Source organism: Seonamhaeicola algicola, from assembly GCF_007997385.1.
GTDB lineage: Bacteria > Bacteroidota > Bacteroidia > Flavobacteriales > Flavobacteriaceae > Seonamhaeicola > Seonamhaeicola algicola.
On sequence record NZ_VOSC01000005.1, the window covers coordinates 300,863 to 318,184 of the forward strand.

General features: G+C 32.9%; 15 protein-coding genes. 13 read left to right on the forward strand and 2 right to left on the reverse strand.

Annotated elements, in window-relative coordinates; all coding sequences use genetic code 11:
- Positions 1-15: 15 nt before the first annotated feature.
- From FUA26_RS01310 to FUA26_RS01340, 7 genes are all read left to right on the forward strand, one after another.
- On the forward strand, positions 16-2,520 hold the full coding sequence (locus FUA26_RS01310) for a heavy metal translocating P-type ATPase (protein ID WP_147130662.1): 2,505 nt from the start codon (positions 16-18) through the stop codon (positions 2,518-2,520).
- A gap of 4 nt (positions 2,521-2,524) precedes the next feature.
- Positions 2,525-3,316 (forward strand): cation transporter, encoded by a 792-nt coding sequence (locus tag FUA26_RS01315; RefSeq protein WP_027879802.1) that lies wholly within the window; start codon positions 2,525-2,527, stop codon positions 3,314-3,316.
- 26 nt (positions 3,317-3,342) lie between these two features.
- Positions 3,343-3,828, forward strand: a complete 486-nt coding sequence (locus tag FUA26_RS01320; protein ID WP_106678902.1) for a DUF305 domain-containing protein — start codon at positions 3,343-3,345, stop codon at positions 3,826-3,828.
- Positions 3,815-5,593, forward strand: a complete 1,779-nt coding sequence (locus FUA26_RS01325) for an efflux RND transporter periplasmic adaptor subunit (RefSeq protein WP_147130664.1) — start codon at positions 3,815-3,817, stop codon at positions 5,591-5,593. Before FUA26_RS01320 ends, FUA26_RS01325 begins: the two co-directional genes overlap by 14 nt.
- A gap of 32 nt (positions 5,594-5,625) precedes the next feature.
- Positions 5,626-6,120, forward strand: coding sequence for a heavy-metal-associated domain-containing protein (locus tag FUA26_RS01330; protein WP_106688419.1), 495 nt, complete (start codon positions 5,626-5,628; stop codon positions 6,118-6,120).
- A gap of 1,080 nt (positions 6,121-7,200) precedes the next feature.
- Complete coding sequence (locus FUA26_RS01335; protein WP_106688420.1) at positions 7,201-7,641, forward strand: DUF6943 family protein; 441 nt, start codon at positions 7,201-7,203, stop codon at positions 7,639-7,641.
- Positions 7,642-7,766: 125 nt separating this feature from the next.
- A complete protein-coding gene (locus tag FUA26_RS01340) occupies positions 7,767-8,408 on the forward strand; it encodes a DUF6266 family protein (RefSeq protein ID WP_054851354.1) in 642 nt (213 codons plus the stop codon).
- Positions 8,409-8,602: 194 nt separating this feature from the next.
- On the opposite strand, the gene FUA26_RS01345 is transcribed toward FUA26_RS01340, so the two are convergent.
- Both FUA26_RS01345 and FUA26_RS01350 read right to left on the reverse strand, forming a co-directional pair.
- On the reverse strand, positions 8,603-9,235 hold the full coding sequence (locus tag FUA26_RS01345) for a transglutaminase-like domain-containing protein (protein ID WP_147130665.1): 633 nt from the start codon (positions 9,233-9,235) through the stop codon (positions 8,603-8,605).
- Between the two features lie 118 nt (positions 9,236-9,353).
- Complete coding sequence (locus FUA26_RS01350) at positions 9,354-10,568, reverse strand: hypothetical protein (protein WP_147130667.1); 1,215 nt, start codon at positions 10,566-10,568, stop codon at positions 9,354-9,356.
- A gap of 260 nt (positions 10,569-10,828) precedes the next feature.
- On the opposite strand from FUA26_RS01350, the gene FUA26_RS01355 reads away from it, so the two are divergent.
- From FUA26_RS01355 to FUA26_RS01380, 6 genes are all read left to right on the forward strand, one after another.
- A complete protein-coding gene (locus FUA26_RS01355) occupies positions 10,829-12,580 on the forward strand; it encodes a helix-turn-helix domain-containing protein (RefSeq protein WP_147130669.1) in 1,752 nt (583 codons plus the stop codon).
- A gap of 110 nt (positions 12,581-12,690) precedes the next feature.
- The gene (locus FUA26_RS01360; RefSeq protein ID WP_147130671.1) at positions 12,691-13,770 is read left to right on the forward strand and encodes a serine hydrolase domain-containing protein; all 1,080 of its coding nucleotides are present in this window, start codon (positions 12,691-12,693) and stop codon (positions 13,768-13,770) included.
- Between the two features lie 25 nt (positions 13,771-13,795).
- Positions 13,796-14,656 carry an SDR family oxidoreductase gene (locus tag FUA26_RS01365; RefSeq protein WP_147130672.1) on the forward strand — a complete coding sequence of 287 codons (861 nt, stop codon included), beginning with the start codon at positions 13,796-13,798 and terminating at the stop codon, positions 14,654-14,656.
- A 2-nt stretch (positions 14,657-14,658) separates the two neighbouring features.
- Positions 14,659-15,276 carry a CatB-related O-acetyltransferase gene (locus tag FUA26_RS01370; RefSeq protein WP_147130674.1) on the forward strand — a complete coding sequence of 206 codons (618 nt, stop codon included), beginning with the start codon at positions 14,659-14,661 and terminating at the stop codon, positions 15,274-15,276.
- Positions 15,277-15,479: 203 nt separating this feature from the next.
- Positions 15,480-16,124 carry a hypothetical protein gene (locus FUA26_RS01375; RefSeq protein WP_147130676.1) on the forward strand — a complete coding sequence of 215 codons (645 nt, stop codon included), beginning with the start codon at positions 15,480-15,482 and terminating at the stop codon, positions 16,122-16,124.
- Positions 16,125-16,141: 17 nt separating this feature from the next.
- Positions 16,142-17,269, forward strand: coding sequence for a serine hydrolase domain-containing protein (locus tag FUA26_RS01380; protein ID WP_147130678.1), 1,128 nt, complete (start codon positions 16,142-16,144; stop codon positions 17,267-17,269).
- Positions 17,270-17,322 lie beyond the last annotated feature (53 nt).

Genomic DNA, 17,322 nt, shown 5'->3' on the forward strand with positions numbered 1-17,322 from the left:
GAAAAAATAAATTCAATGAAACACACATATCACATACACGGAATGACCTGCAACGGTTGTCGCAGTCACGTTGAGGAAACACTTTCTAAAGTAGAAGGCGTTTCAAAAGCAACAGTCGATTTAGAAAAGGCAGAAGCTACCATAGAAATGGAATCACACATACCTATAGAAACATTTCAAGAAGCCTTAAAAAAAGATAGTGATAGATACACTATCCATAATCAAGGTGAACATCATCATCATCATACCAAAGGTAAAAAGGAAAAGCAACAAAAAGGGAAAGGCACAGGCACATTTTATTGTCCTATGCATTGCGAAGGCGATAAAACTTATGATAAACCAGGCGATTGTCCTGTTTGCGGAATGGATTTGGTGGAAGAACAAAATCTATCAGCAACTTCAAAGGAACAATGGACGTGTCCGATGCATCCAGAAATTGTAAAAGAAGAAGCAGGTTCGTGTCCTATTTGTGGGATGGATTTAGTCCCAATGGAAGCAGATAGTTCAGCAGAAGAAAAAACGTATAAAAAGCTATTAAAGAAATTTTGGATTGCCACAGCATTTACCTTGCCCATTTTCTTAATGGCTATGAGCGAAATGCTCAATAACAATCCGTTGTACGATATAATGGAACAGAAATATTGGAACTGGATTCAGTTTGTTTTATCCATTCCAGTTGTCTTTTACGCTACGTGGATGTTCTTTGAGCGTGCTTATAGAAGCATAAAAACGTGGAATCTCAATATGTTTACACTTATTGGGATTGGTGCAGGTGTGGCTTGGTTATTTAGTGTATTTGGGATGTTGTTTCCAGATGTATTTCCTGAACAATTTAAAACTGAATCAGGCGCAGTTCACGTCTATTTTGAAGCAGCAACTGTGATTTTAACGTTAGTGCTTTTAGGTCAGTTGTTAGAAGCTCGTGCCCATAGTAAAACCAATTCGGCAGTAAAAGAACTGTTGAAATTAGCACCTAATAAGGCCATAAAAATAGTAGATGGTGAAGAAGTTGAAGTCAGTATTGACGAGATAGAACTTAATGATATTCTAAAAGTAAAACCAGGAGATAAAATTCCTGTAGATGGTATGATAACCGAAGGTGAAACAACCATTGACGAATCTATGATTACAGGTGAACCCATTCCTGTAAACAAATCTCAAGAAGATAAAGTAAGTAGCGGAACCATTAATGGGAATCAATCCTTTTTAATGAAAGCAGAAAAGGTAGGAAGTGACACTTTATTATCACAAATCATTCATATGGTTAATGATGCCAGTAGAAGTCGTGCACCTATTCAAAATTTAGCAGATAAAGTTTCAGGCTATTTTGTGCCAGTTGTAGTTCTTATTTCTATTATCACATTTATTGTATGGTCTATTTGGGGACCAGAACCAGTTTATGTGTATGCGTTTGTCAATGCAATTGCAGTACTAATCATTGCTTGTCCTTGTGCTTTAGGTTTAGCAACACCAATGTCTGTAATGGTTGGTGTGGGTAAAGGTGCTCAAAATGGTGTATTGATTAAAAATGCTGAAGCTCTTGAAAAAATGGATAAGGTAAATACGCTTATCGTTGACAAGACAGGAACAATTACCGAAGGAAAACCAACAGTTGAAACCGTTGGAGCTTTTAATGCTGCTTTAAGCGAAAAAGAAGTGTTACAATACATCGTTTCATTAAATACCAATAGCGAACATCCTTTGGCAGAAGCGACAGTTAAATATGGCAAAGAACACAACACAGAAATTTTAAAGTCCGAAGATTTTAGTGCAGTCACAGGAAAAGGTGTTGAAGCGACAATAAAAGATAAAAAAGTAACATTAGGTAATCCTAAAATGATGGAATATGCTAAAGCAGATGTTACATCGACAATGAAAGACGAAGCTAAATCTTACCAAAAACAGGGTAAAACAGTTTCTTATTTGTCAATAGATGAAACCGTCGTTGGATATGTAGTTATAGGCGATAAGATAAAAGAAACAAGTGCTAAAGCCATTAAAGCACTTCAAGATAAAGGGATTGATGTTATAATGCTTACAGGTGATAATCACGATACAGCACAAGCAGTAGCATCAGAACTAAATCTTGCAGATTTTAAAGCCAGTATGTTACCAGAGGACAAACTCAAAGAAGTAGAAAAATTACAAGAAAACGGAAAAGTAGTTGCTATGGCAGGTGATGGTATTAACGATGCACCAGCATTGGCTAAAAGTGATGTCGGTATTGCTATGGGAACTGGAACAGACGTAGCGATAGAAAGTGCTATGATAACACTCGTAAAAGGCGATTTACACGGTATTGTAAAAGCAAAAAATTTAAGTAATGCTGTAATGAAGAACATTAAGCAAAACCTATTTTTTGCACTTATCTACAACACTTTAGGTGTGCCTATTGCAGCAGGTGTGTTGTTTCCATTCTTCGGAATACTACTCTCGCCAATGATAGCAGCTTTAGCAATGAGTTTTAGTTCGGTTTCGGTAATAGGTAACGCATTACGATTAAGAACAAAAAACATTTAATTATATGCAGAAAACAGTTTTCAAAATATCAAAAATGGATTGTCCTTCTGAAGAAAATCTAATTAAGATGAAGCTATCTGATATAGATGGTATCAAACAACTTGATTTTAATTTAGAAGAAAGAATCTTAACACTATATCATAATTCAAATGTAAATGAAATTGGTAATGCCTTAAATGAATTAAAATTAAATGAAAGTTTAATCAGTTCAGAAGATACAGACACAATTATTACTGAATCTACAAGGAGTCAATCCAAACTGTTGTGGACAGTTCTAATCATCAATTTTGCATTTTTTATTATCGAAATGAGTACAGGACTTATTTCAAAATCAATGGGATTAGTTGCTGATAGTTTAGATATGTTGGCAGATTCATTTGTTTACGGATTGAGTTTAATAGCGGTTGGTGGTACAGTTTTAAAAAAGAAACGGATTGCAAAATATGCAGGCTATTTTCAGATAACACTTGCAATTATCGGAATCGTTGAGGTAATACGTAGATTTTTAGGCTATGAAGCTTTACCTGTATTTTCAACAATGATTATAGTTTCAGTATTTGCTTTGATTGCAAATGGCATTTGCTTGTACCTCTTACAAAAATCTAAAAGTCAAGAAGCACATATGCGTGCCAGTATGATTTTTACCTCTAACGATATTATAATAAATCTTGGCGTAATTACAGCAGGCGTTTTAGTCAATTGGCTGCATTCTGGTATTCCAGATTTAATTATAGGAATCATTGTATTTGGATTGGTGATACAAGGTGCATTCAGGATATTAAAATTAAGTAAGTAAAAAGTTTAACTATAAAATAAAAAAATATGGAAAATTCAAAAGAACACTCAAACAAAGGAAATTACAAAACCTTCTTTATAATGTTGGCTTGCTCATTTGTAGCAATGTACATCACAATGTATTTAAACACCTATTCCATAGACCACGTATGGTTTAGTCTAACACGATTCTATATGACGTGTTTAGGGATTTCAACAATGGCAGTAATAATGTGGTTTTTTATGCGAAAAATGTATAATGATAGAAAGAAAAACATAGCAATTCTTGCAGGTAGTTTTATTCTGTTTATAGGGGCTTTGGGGTTAGTAAGAGCACAATCACCAATAATTGGTGATGTCCTTTGGATGAAAGCAATGATACCGCATCATTCTATCGCTATTTTAACAAGTGAAAGAGCAGATATAAAAGACCCAGAAGTAAAAAAACTGGCAGAAGATATTATTGAAGCACAACGCAAGGAAATAGAAGAAATGAAAGCAATGATAAAACGATTAGAAAATGAAAACAAATAAAATATTAATCTATTTAGGATTATTAGCAGTTGGTCTATTATTGGGTTGGTTGCTTTTCGGTGGTTCATCAAAAGAAGAAGCAGACCATAATCACAATGAAGTTGAACAAACCAATCAAATGTGGACTTGCTCTATGCATCCACAAATTATGCAGCCTGAACCAGGCGATTGTCCTATTTGTGGGATGGACTTAATTCCTGCCGAAAGTGGAGCAGATGGTTTAACAGCAGATCAGTTTAAATTAACCACTAATGCTATGGCTTTAGCAAACATTCAAACCACGGTGGTTGGTAATGGTTTAGTAGAAAATGGAATCATAAAACTTTCAGGAAAAATTGCCGAAAACGAAGAAGCCAATGCAGTACAGGTAAGTTATTTCGCTGGAAGAATTGAACGTTTGAATGTGAGTTTTACAGGCGAAGAAGTTCGTAAAGGTCAATTATTGGCAACCATTTATTCGCCAGAACTCTATGCAGCACAACAAGAATTAATCACAGCAGCTTCTTTAAAAGAATCTCAACCTGCTTTATACAAAGCAGTCCGTAATAAATTGAAATTATGGAAACTCTCTGAAAATCAAATCAACCAGATTGAAGAAACAGGAAAAGTAAAAGAAAACTTTCCTGTTTATGCAACCGTTTCGGGTACTGTTACAGAAAAATTGGTAGAGCAAGGCGATTACATCAAACAAGGACAACCCTTATTAAAAATTGCCAATCTCAACACAGTTTGGGGAAACTTTGATGTGTATGAAAATCAGATTGACCGCTTTAAAAAAGGACAGGAAGTGATGATAACAACCAATGCTTATCCTAATAAAGAGTTTAAAGGTAAAGTTGATTTCATTGACCCAGTTTTAAACACGAAAACAAGAACTGTAACCTTACGTGTTGTTTTAAGCAATAAGGACGATGTATTTAAACCAGGAATGTTTGTAACCGCAAATATTGAAGGCAGTACAGCTAAAAATGATGAAGTAATATCAATTCCTGCATCTTCTGTATTATGGACAGGTGAACGTTCTGTGGTGTACCTTAAAACAAATCCAGACCAACCTATTTTTGAAATGCGTGAAATTAAATTAGGCAATCAAATTGGTAATGAATATGAAGTTGTAGAAGGTTTATTTGTTGGAAATGAAATAGTGACTAACGGAACATTTACGGTTGATGCAGCAGCACAATTACAAGGCAAAAAGTCTATGATGAATAAAGATGGTGGTAAAGTAATGACTGGACACGAAGGTCATTTAGGTATGGATAACAATGCATCTAACAAAGAAAGTGACCACACTAATATGAATGAGCGTTTGGAAGTATCAGAGAAATTTCAACAACAGTTAAATAGTGTTTACAATGCGTATATCAATTTAAAAGATGCTTTAGTAAAAGAAGATTCAATAAGTACTTCAGCAAACGCAACAACTTTATTAAATAAATTGAACAAAGTAGATATGAAATTGTTGTCAGATAATAAGGCGCATAACCATTGGATGTCATTAGAAGGCGAAATAAAATCTTCTGCAACTTCAATTTCTGAAACGTCCGATATAAAATCACAAAGAGACCATTTTAAACATTTATCATCACATCTAATCAATGCTGTACAACTATTTGGTATCAATGAAAAGGTCTATGTAGAATTTTGTCCAATGGCAGATAACAATAATGGTGCTTATTGGTTAAGCAAAGAAGAAAAAGTAATCAATCCATACTTTGGCGAAGCAATGCTAACCTGTGGTGAAGTAAAACAAGTAATAGAATAATAAATCAAGTAATAACAATTAAATTTTAAACAATGAATTTTTCAAAGAAAAATCACGAACACAAAAACAAAAATGTAATCGACGTGAGTAAAAAAGTAATTTTAAGTGTAGCTGTAATAGCAGCATTAGGTTTAACAAGTTGTAAAAACGAAACCAAAAAAGAAACAGAAACCACAACTACTGAAATGTCAAAAGATATGGCAATGACAGACCTGTCTTTTGGTGTAAGAGGAAATTGCGGAATGTGTAAAAACACTATCGAAAAAGCAGCTAACGGTGTTGAAGGTGTTACAAGTGCTAATTGGGATGTCGATAAAAAGAAGATTGATGTGTCTTTTGATGATACAAAAACCGATGCAATGGCAATCCATAAAGCAATCGCAGCTTCAGGATATGATACCGAAAAAGTAGCAGGTGATGAAGAAGCATATGATGGTTTACCAGGTTGTTGTAAATACGACCACGAAATGATGATGAATCAATCTGGTGAAGAAGAAAGTGATGACCATTCAAATCACGACCATTAAGCAATAATGAAAGAGTCTTTTTCGGAAGGCTCTTTTTTATTCCCCACAACCCAAAACCCAGTTTTTTCGTACCTCAAAATCCTCTGTCTTTTGTGTTGTTCCGCTCACCTAACAAGTTTAGCGTTTTTTTGTCTTTAAGGTAATAGCATATTACAGCTTTGGTTTTCATAAAATCAAACCAAACTGCAATAAGCTATTCTGTTATTATTATATCATAAAACCCTAAACTCACCCAAGCTATGTTACATAATACAAGTTATAGTAGCAAAAATCCTTTCAAGGGTTTGCTATCGCAGCATTCTTATATTTTCGTAGCTATAACTGGTATTATGTAAAATATCCGCAATTCCAACGCGCAATTCCGAACATTTAACCACATTTTGAACTAACATTAAACATTTAAACATTTTAAGGTTTCTGTTAATTGATAATAATATTCGTTATCTCATTCAAGCTGCACAAAACCATCGTTAAGTCCAAGTATTCCTTACCTCAAGTCTTTGTTTGTTTCATTTCGTTAACAAATATTAAAGTCCACTTTTCCCCACAACCCAAGTCAGCGGTTATAAAAAAATAGGTTTATAAAGTGTAGTGCTACGCCATAGCATATTGCTTTTTCTCGTGCCTCAAAAAAACAAAAAGCTATTGTCTAAAAGTCCTGTATAAGTAGCTTGTTTAAATGCTGTTTTATCAAACAACTATTTAAAATGCTACCCATACAAACGCTTCACCCAACGCTCAGTACGGTACTAAAACCTATTTTTTTAAGTGTTAATTCCCCAGAAAAGTTAAAGGCATTTTCAATCAAGTTTAACTAATTTGAAAATTTAAAATAAAAAAGATGGCAAATATATGTGGCTACCTCTGCCAACCGCACAAGGCTATAAAGGTCAAGCCCTACGGGTTTTGAATAAAACTTTTTTCAAAACCCTTTTTCTTTTGATTTAGTCATTCAATAAAAAAACTTTTATCCAAAAACCTTGACAGCCTAACCCACGCCACAACAACTATGGCTATCTTTTTTCTTTTCAAAAAAAAAATGGCGCGAAGCGTAGCGAAGCAATTTTAAATTGGATAGCTATGTCAACTTTTGAACTAAAAACACACCAAGTCGGAAAAGCTTACTCAAACCCTCATTTTTTTATACTAAACAAAGGGCTAAACAGCGGAAAAACACTCTTAAAATCCTGTGCTAACTGTTTCGTTGTCACTACTACAACAGAAGAGGTAAAACACACACTTTTTCACTTATCTATGATGTTACAAATAGGCGGTTTTTACGCTTACCATTTAAAAGGAAGTGTAATTCCGTTTATTTCAATAGATGATTGCAGAAATACTCTAAAAAATAGTTTTATATCATTAATAAATAATGAATTTCAATTGCAAAAGCATATTAATATAGTGTCAGCGATTAGTAAAAAAGAAGCCGAACTTCAAAAAGTCATTTCAAAAATGGCAGATTTGAAAGTATCATACATTCAAAGTTTATTTTCTAAAATGCAAAAAGAAGCAATCTAAAGCAACAAAATCCATATCTAACGAATAGCATAAAACTTGCCATATATTCAGTCGGAAGGTACAACTTCGTGTTAAGTCCGTATCAAGTCCGAAGAAAAATAAGTTTCATTTAAATTATTTATGTTATGGGTAAAATTTCCCAAGGTATTTTAGGAGGGCTTTCAGGTAAGGTTGGAAACGTTATCGGTGGAAGCTGGAAAGGAATTGATTACATTAGAATTAAACCCTCAAGTGTAGCCAATCCAAGAACTGTTGGTCAAGTAAACCAAAGAACAAAGTTTACTGCCACTTTAGAATTTTTACAGGCTGTAAAGCCTTTTATTAAGTTAGGGTATAAAGGATTAGCAGTTAAGAAAACAGAATTTAATGCTGCAATGTCGTATGTGTTGAATAATGCGATTACAGGTACAGAACCTAACTTTGTTGTTGACTATCCAAACGCTTTAGTAAGTCGCGGGGGTTTATCTGGTGCGTTAAACCCGACGACTGATTTAGCAACTGCTGGAGAAGTAACTTTTGGGTGGGATGATAACTCTGCCGAAGGTAACGCAAATGCAACTGATAAAGCGATGTTGTTGGTTTACAATCCCTCAAAAAAGGAATCTATTTCTTTACTTGATGGAGCAGACAGAACAGTAGGTTCTCAAATTGTTTCAATCCCAACAACTTATGCAGGAGATACGGTAGAGCTATTTATGGCGTTTATTACTGCTGATGGTAGTCAAGTATCAAACAGTATTTATTTAGGCTCTGGTACAGCTAATTAATGCTTGGTGTTTTTATTTGGAAACCGCTCTAATCGAGCGGTTTTTTTTGTGCTATATTAGTAGCTCAATTTATTGATGTTTACTCTTTATTTATTCTTTTTATGTATTTTTTGTACCCTATTTGTTGCCCAAATGCCTTAACGTCAATAGACATAAGGATAGTTAAATATTGTATTGGGAAGTAACACTAAATTTTAAAGTGACATTTCAGTTTTATCTTTAAACTGCTCATAAAGTTTTGGGTAATTTTTTTGAAATGTTGCTTTAATAAAATTGAATGGAACATCTTCAAAATGGCCGTAATCTTCTATATACGTCATAAATTTGTGGTCATCTTTATTGTATTCTTGTAAAACAGCATCATTAGTACCATCAAAATCTAAAACATCAACATTATAAAGTTTACAAAGTTCAATATTAAATGCTGGTGAACATTTTACCCATTTTTTATTGTAAAAAACATCAACTAAACCGTGTGGTGCTAATTCATTTGTACCAATTATTTTTTCTAAACGCTCAGTAGCTATATGGTTTGATACTTTGGCTAAATGTAAGCGAGCAGGAATATTAAACGCACGTAAGCACGTTATGTATAAAATGGCCTTATCAATGCAATGACCATCAGTTTTTTTTGCAATAGTACTAGCCTTAAAATGTGCCTTTGTTAAACCTATATTAAAAGGAGTATAGCGCCAATTATCGCGTATTTTTATATATAAGCTTTCAATTATTTTTTGTTTAGAATTTAAATGCTTAAAGTCTTTTGTTATGTTATTTATAACAGGATTTTCATAATCAAAATAGTACGTGTTTGCTGTGTAATTCATATCTTAAAACTACAAATTTTTATTAAATTTTGTTTTGTTTTTTAGCAAGAAGGGTTTTTATTTTTTTAATAAGTAATAAAAAAACCGAGTTGGAGCTCGGTTTTTAAATTAAGTAGTTTTAATGTTCTATATCATAAGCTAAAACCTTAAATTGGTATGGCGTTATGGCTAATTCAAATTCTTCAGTAATTTTCATATCATCAATATTATACTGTATAATTTTTTTAGCCGATGGAACTGATATATAAACAAATTCATCAAAATAATCTATACTGCTAGTAACAGAACCATGACCTGTAGATTCAGTATCCATTACTATTGATAGTGTTTCATTAAATAGCACTGCTTTGGTAGCAACATCTGTAATTTTTAGTACGCCACTTTTTGTTAAGCTAATAACTTCTTTACCGCTTTTAGATACCATACATTTAAATAGTTCAGTTGTTTCATGAATAGGGGTAATAGCTTCATTTTCAATATCAATAAAATAGGCACCTTTGCTAGATGTATAGCCTATAAATAAATCTGAAATATTTGTTGCTAAAAGGCTTCCAAACCAAACACCATCTTCAAAACTATCAGGATAGTTAATAATATTTTGTTCGCCATTATCATTCACAACTAAAATACCCGTACCAGAACCAAATACAGCTGTTGTATTATTTCCGGCACTACCATGAATTCCTGATGTTGATAAGCTTTGTGCTTCTTCTGATACTATTTCACCACTTTGGTTAATAATTTGAACTTTTTCAGGTAAACCAGATCCGTTACCTAAGTTAGTAATAGCTATGTTACAATTTTTAAAAATTACCATGGCTCCATGATGAGCTGCACTACCAGTAGTAATAGTATTTACTGTAGCATTATTATCTATAGTTTTTTCATTAAAAATACTTAATGTTGCATCCCCATCATTATATACAGCAACATAGCCTTGTTCAGATTTAAAATGTGTTGGTTTTTGGCTTACAAAACTAACGGCAGCTAAACCGGTTTCGCCTAAATCATGACTATGATCTCCATGGTCAATTTCTCCACCAATATTAAAGGTTTCAGTAAAATTATCATTTCTATGCGTAATAACGGCATATCTACCAGATTCTGTAGCATATATACTTCCTTTAGCATATGCAGCTTCAAATTTTTTTAATTCATCAGTAAACGGATTGATAAAATTTAAGGTTTTAGATTCTGTATCTGAAATTAATAATGATACATTTTTATGTTCATCATGATGGTTATGGTCATCCATTGAAGCATCATCATCACTTGAACAGCTTGCAAATAAAATAAGTGAAGCTAAAAAAGGTAAAAAGAAAATCTTTTTCATGTTTTGGTTTTTTATATTATTGATGCGCAAATATAAATAAAGAAACAATAAAAGCAACTAAGTTGCAATAATAACTAAGAATATGTTTCATATCTACTTATAATTATAGGTTTTACAATAAATTTGTGTAAATAAATTGCGTTGTTTTGTTGCGTATTTTTGTAATTGCTATAAATTAATTCATATTTGTATCAGAAAATAACCTATCAACTTTAGTGCAGATAAACAAAAAATCCATAGCTGTTCTCCCTTTTGTTAATATGAGTAACGATATTGACAATGAATATTTTAGCGATGGTATAACTGAAGAAATTATTAATGCGTTATCTAATATTAAGGCATTAAAGGTTATTGCAAGAACCTCATCTTTTGCGTTTAAGGGAAAACAAGTAGATGTTAGAAAGGTTGGGAAAGAATTAAATGTTTCAACCATATTAGAAGGCAGTGTAAGAAAAGCAAATAATCGTGTTCGTATTTCTGCGCAACTAATTGACACCGCAGATGGTACTCATTATTGGTCTAAAAACTTTGACCGCGAGCTTGATGATATTTTCAAACTTCAAGATGAAATCAGTCTTTTGATTGCTGATAAAATAAGAGAAAACTTCGGGCATTTTAATGTTGATGATTCTCTAGTGAGGCATCATAATATTTCCTCAACAGCCTATCACGATTACTTAAAAGCAAAAAAGCTTATTTCGCGGTTTAATAAGGATGATGTTTTAAGAGGCATTACAATATTAAAACAGGTTATTGAGCAGTATCCAACATTTGCATTGGCGCATGTTCATATTCATTACGCATACAATATACTTGCTGCTGCTGGTTTAATGCCTGTAAAAGAAGCTTTTGAAATTGGAGGATACTATCTCGATACAGCGCATAATCTAAAAGTAGATTTACCTGAAGTTCATCATTCTTTAGGTTGGGATGCACTCAATAAAAAATGGGATTTTAAAGCGGCTGCTTGTCATCTTAAAAAAGCCTTAGAATTAAAACCTGGCTATTCCGATGCACATCAAAAACTCTTTATAACCTTAATTTTAGAAGGAAACCTACAAGAAGCAAACACTCATATAAATACTGCATATACATTAGATCCACTTAATGATTTAAACAACTATTTTATGGGCTACAATGCCTATATTAATAAAGATGAAAACGCTGTAAAAAAGCATTTTAAAAGATGTTTTGAAATCAATAACAAGTTTATTGTTGGTTATGGTATTTACGCATTGGCTTTATCGTATCACAAACAACCAAAGCATATTATTGAAGTTGCCCAAAGTATTCCTGAAATGGAAGGCTCTAAAATTGAGCAATTAATAATGACAACTTTAGCGCATGCAGTAATGCAAGACACTGCAAATGTTGAAGCGAATTTAGAGTTACTAGAACCTTTACTGAACACAGATAGTCGAGAGCGTGTACGCTTTTTCTTGATTTATATTTACACGCTTTTGAAGCAATATGACAAGGTTTTAGATTTAATTGATAAAGGCATCACTCATAAAGAGCCTTTAATGACTTTGGTTAAAGTAGACCCGTTGTTAGAACCTTTACATGATCTTGAACGCTTCAAAAAACAGCTAGACATCATTTTCGCTTTATCCAACGAAAGTAAACCACAAACCGATAGTACTGAAAAACAACTACTTTCTAAAGACCAAATAGCACACTGTAAAACCGCTATTTTAGACTTAATGAAAAATGAAGTGTGTTTTCTGGACACTACATTATCATTACGCACATTAGCGGATAAAATCGACATGCACCCAAATCATTTATCATGGTTGCTCAATGCTAGTTTCAAGAAAAACTTCAACGATTTTATTAACACCTATCGTCTTGAATATTTTAAATCCATTGCATTAAAACCAGAATTTAAACACATCACCATTCTTGGTTTAGCTTACGATAGTGGCTTTAATTCTAAAAGTGTGTTTAATACCTTTTTCAAAAAAACAGAAGGTATTACACCTAGCAAATGGGTGCAGCAGCATTCTAAGTAAACCGTTTCTTTTTATAAATTCCGAACGTTCTAAATTATAATTTAGCACGACGCATAACTGTTTATACTTCAATTTTGCAGTATCAAATAATCAATTAAAAACGAACAGTTATGACAATTTTACACAAACTTTTAATGGTATTTATAATTGCAATTGTAATGCTTTTTACATCATGTTCAACCGATGATGACAACAACACACCTTCCATTAATTACACAACCGCTGAAAATTTATTAACCGATATCAACTTTCAAGGGTATGCCATTATCACAAAAAATGGAAACGATTTGGTGCGACAAGGTTTTGGTTTAGCAAATGAAAACACAGCACTTCCTCAAGATTATGAACTAGCATACCGAATTGGTTCTGTATCTAAAACGCTTACAGCAGCAGCTATTGTTCAATTAAAGCGTGATGGATACATTGACAGTTTTAATCACACTTTAGATGAATTTGATCCTGAGTTTCCTCTCGGTAATCAAATTAGTATTGCACAACTGTTATCGCATCAATCAGGTATTCCAGACTATCAATTTGTGGTTCAAGATGCTGCAGCACAAGGAAACTTTTTTGATGAAGAAGATATCTATGAAGTTATTATTGAGATAATTACAGAAAACGGACTCAATTTCACACCTGGTGAAGGAAAACAATACAGTAATTCCAACTACCTTATCGGTGCGTTGTTGGTTGAAGAACTTACTAATATGTCTTATCACGAGTACATTCAGCAAAATATTCTTAACCCTTTGCAAATGACAAACACGTACAGAGGTACAGATCATATTAACTCAAACACACATGCAGAAGGCTATAACAATGGTAATGTAAACAGTGTTTACCCGATGAATTTAGCGTTTGGTGCTGGCGATTTTAGCAGCACACCAAAAGATATGGAAACGTGGACAAATGCGGTAAAAACAAACTGGTTTACAACTGCAGAAAAAGATGAAATATTTGCTCAAGATGTACCAAGTGGTTATGTAGATTTTGGTTTGGGTTGGTTTACAACACAAGAAGGTAACACCACACTGTACTGGCATGGTGGCGATATAGACGGTTATTGGAGCATGATTGGTTTTGTGCCAGAATACAACGCAACTATTGTATTATTAAGCAATCAACAAGACGATTCTGGTGAACAACGCAATACCATAATTCAGCAACTGTTAACTAATGAGTTTAATTAAGGTTCAATCTTAAACATCACACAAAATGCAACATACCAATATATTATTAGCTGGTGCTACTGGTTATCTTGGTAGACATTTATTAAAGGTTTTAATAGAGAAACAAAACCAGGTGGTTGCTATTGTCCGTAAGCCAAACCAACTAGATAATCCTAATGAAAACTATCTGGAAATTAAGCAAGCTGAAGTCACCAAACCAGAAACTTTAAGAGACATTTGCAAAGGGATAAATACGGTCATTTCAACCGTTGGTATTACGAGACAGAAGGATGATTTAACCTATATGGATGTCGATTATCAAGCAAATATGAATTTACTTGCTGAAGCTAAAAAGTCTGGTGTAAGTCACTTTGTTTATGTGTCTGCTATTAATGGTGATAAACATCGAAATTTGAAGATTTTTGAAGCCAAAGAAAAGTTTGTTGATGCTTTAAAAGCTTCAGGGTTAAATTACACGATTGTAAGACCTAACGGGTTTTTCTCAGATATGAAAGACTTTTTACAAATGGCAAAATCGGGTCGTGTATATTTATTTGGATCAGGAAATCAAAAATTCAACCCAATTCATGGAGAGGATTTAGCAAAAGCTATTGTCGATAACTTAGAAGATTACAATAACGAATTAACCGTTGGAGGTCCTGATATATTAAGCTTAAATGATATTAGTAAACTCGCACTGACCTCATTAAAAAAGCCAATAAAAATAACGCATTTACCAGATTGGATAAGACGATTCACCATTTGGACTTTAAGAACATTTACCGGCGTTAAAATATATGGTCCTATTGAATTTTTCTTAGCCTTAATGGCTGAGGATAATATTGCTCCAACTTATGGTGAGTATAATTTAAAAGACTATTTTAGAGAAGAAGCTAATACACTATAAATATGAGCATTCCAGATCCAAATACCGTTTTCCCGTTAGCCAATTACAATAAGCTTTGTTTTTTGAAAAACTACATTAAAAATCCGAACATTGAGGTTGGTGATTACACCTATTACGACGATTTTGAAACGGTTTCAAATTTTGAAAAAAATGTAAAGTATCATTTTGATTTTATTGGCGATAAACTCATCATTGGAAAGTTTTGCATGATTGCTTCTGGTGCAACTTTTATTATGAATGGCGGAAATCATTTAACAGAAGCAACATCAGCATATCCATTTGCCATATTTGGTGGTGCATGGCAACACGCTATGGATGGTAAAAGTTATCCAACCAAAGGTGATACCGTTATTGGTAATGACGTGTGGATTGGTCACGATGTTACCATTATACCTGGTGTAACCATTGGTGATGGCGCAATATTAGCAACAAAAGCAGTGGTTACAAAAAACGTAGAACCCTATACTATTGTTGGTGGCAATCCTGCTAAACCTATTAAAAAACGTTTTTCAGAAGACACCATTTCTAAATTATTAGAACTTAAATGGTGGGATTGGGAGATTGAAAAAATCACTAAACATGTAGATAAACTTACATCGCATCCTGAAACGTTGTTTTAAAATAATACTCTAAAAATTAATTAAAGGTTTAGCACTAATTGTGTTAAGCCTTTTTTTATTCAAAATACTTCAAATTGAATAATAAGTACTGAATTTCAAAAAGGTTTGAAATCATAATTCAGGACGATTAACATTCACTTCTGTCCCATCTTTGTCACATCAAATAATCAATCAAAAAACGAACAATTTAAACATCAATCACAATGAAAAAATTAATAATTATTTGCTTAACATTATTCACAATTCATGGTTTTGCTCAACAGATTTCAAAACAAGAAAAGCACCATGACACAGATTTAAAATACAGAGTTAGTTTTCCGGCAATTATTTTAGGAAATATTGGAAAAGGAGGAGAAAGAACCAACACACAACATATTGAATTTCACGTAAAGCGTGAATTAGATTCAAAAAATATTATCGGTGTAAAATTTGCTACATGGAGATTATTTCAACCTATGGGTATTCAATGGTGGGACGGACTTACGGATAAAATTGATTCTGAAACCGAATTTTATCCTGGCTATTTACGCGAAACAGGTATAGGTGTTTCATATCAACGTATGCTATGGAAAGGACTATTTGCTTCGGTTGAAGTTTTACCGTTATATAAAACCTATCTAGATCTTGATGAAAAGAAAATAGCCAACGGTTTTAAACTCTACAACTCATATCATATTGGTTATCATTTTGCTTTTGGTAAAAAGAAACAGTTTTTTGTAGAACCACAATTTCATTGTAATGTTTGGCATTTCGACACCAATACACCAGATTCATTTAAACAACTCGACAATAAATGGGATTCTTATTTTCTATTTGAACCTAATCTTTATATTGGTATAAAAATTTAATTTCTAAAACTAACATTATGAAACATCTATTTCTAGGTATAATATTTTTAGTTGGATTATCAGCTATTGCTCAGCAAACAAAAGAATCTACAATTAAACAACGCTTCAAAACCGAATTAGAAAAGGAAAATATAAAAAGTGGAATACTACACGTATATTCTGAATCTCGTGGTATCGATATCAAGTTAGCTGAAAGTAAAGAAGATGCTATTTCAATAAATCACCCATTTTATACAGCTAGCGTTACAAAACTATTTACCGCAACAGCAATTGGTTTTTTAAAGGATCAGAATAAATTAAATTTTGAAGATAAGATTACTCGATATTTACCAGATTCTTTGGTTGCTAATCTTCATGTTTTAAATGACAAAAACTATTCTGAAGAATTAACCATAGCACATCTATTACAACATACCTCTGGTTTACCTGATTATTTCACCGATAAAACTAAAAACGGAAGTCTAAATATTATTAATCAACTATTGATGAACCCGAATAAAACATGGTCTGCAGAAGAACTAATTCAGTTTTCAAAAGAAAAAATGACACCTCATTTTGTTCCTAGTAAAGGTTATCATTACACAGATACTGAATATGTGCTTTTAGCCTTAATTATTGAAAAAGTAAGTGGTTTATCGTTAGATGAATTCTTTCAACAGAACATTTTTCAACCTTTAAACATGCATAGTACTTATGTTAACTTAAAATCATTTCCTGCAGAAAACAAACTACCAATCGTTAAGTTTTATGCGAGTCAATATGAATTATCGTCTCTTAAAAGCTTAAGTGCCGATTGGGGCGGAGGCGGTTTAGTCTCAACCACTCACGATTTAATAGCATTTTTAAAAGCCTTTAATACCGATAAAATTGTAAAGAAAGACACACGTTTAGCCATGCAAAATTGGGTAACTGAAACAAAAGGAATGGAATACGGTTTTGGGATAAGACAAGTGTCTTTAGGTGAATTAAACAATACAGAAAGTGACTTGCAGCTTATTGGTCATTCTGGATCTACAGCTTCCTTTTTATGGTATTGTCCGCAATTAGATACTTATATTTCGGGGACTTTTAATCAATTAGAAGCCTCAAGAAGTGCTGTGAATTTTCTTTATAGTGTGCTAAAATTAATTAATAATAACCCATAGTATTCACTTATCTTTAAACTTTGTTGTTAATAATAATGCAACAAACTTTATAA